This is a genomic window from Ferrovum myxofaciens, assembly GCF_000735045.1.
GTDB lineage: Bacteria > Pseudomonadota > Gammaproteobacteria > Burkholderiales > Ferrovaceae > Ferrovum > Ferrovum myxofaciens.
This window is the reverse complement of the sequence record NZ_JPOQ01000326.1, coordinates 1-614: the sequence shown is the minus strand read 5'-3', so window position 1 is coordinate 614 and position 614 is coordinate 1. Positions and strand designations below refer to the sequence as shown.

Genomic DNA, 614 nt, shown 5'->3' with positions numbered 1-614 from the left:
AGGGTTTGAGATAAGGTGGTTAATTGGCTTCCAAGTGTCAGGTAATTTTGGAGCAATTCAGACCTCTTTTGGCTTGGGAGAACACTTTTGGCACTGGAATCTATCACCCTTGACGCTTTGCGTACCTATCATCTCGCATGGCGATTCTTGCGTTTAGATCGCCCTTGGTGGCAAGTTTTCTCCGTCGGGTGTTTGTGGTGCCGAATGTGCGTGTGAAGGCGAAACTGAGGATGATGGTGGCGGGCGTCCATAAGAAATTGGGGATGGTGTTGTCCGATGGACGCCTGCCGCCAGTTTTGCCCATCGTGTTGTACAACGGCAGTCAGCGTTGGACGGCGGTAAGGGATGTATTTGATCTGATTCCGCCAGTGCCGGGATTGGTGGAGCAGTTCAAGCCCAGGGTGAAATATCTGCTGGTGGACGAGAACGACTACCCCGACAGCGAACTGGCCTCACTCAAGAATTTGGTGGCGGCGGTATTTCGGATAGAGCATCCTGCCGACCCGGAAACTATTCAGGTATTATTGCGTCTACTGGAAGAGTGGCTGGTAGACCGGCCTGACCTGCGCAGAATGATAGCCAGATGGATACGGGCCACATTAATGCGTAAACCG

The 614-nt window shown here is 52.4% G+C and carries 1 protein-coding gene; it reads left to right on the top strand.

Annotated features, from left to right (window positions below):
* Window positions 1-167: 167 nt before the first annotated feature.
* The coding region (locus IV91_RS0113845; protein WP_200874432.1) for an Rpn family recombination-promoting nuclease/putative transposase at window positions 168-614 on the top strand (447 nt) is incomplete at its 3' end.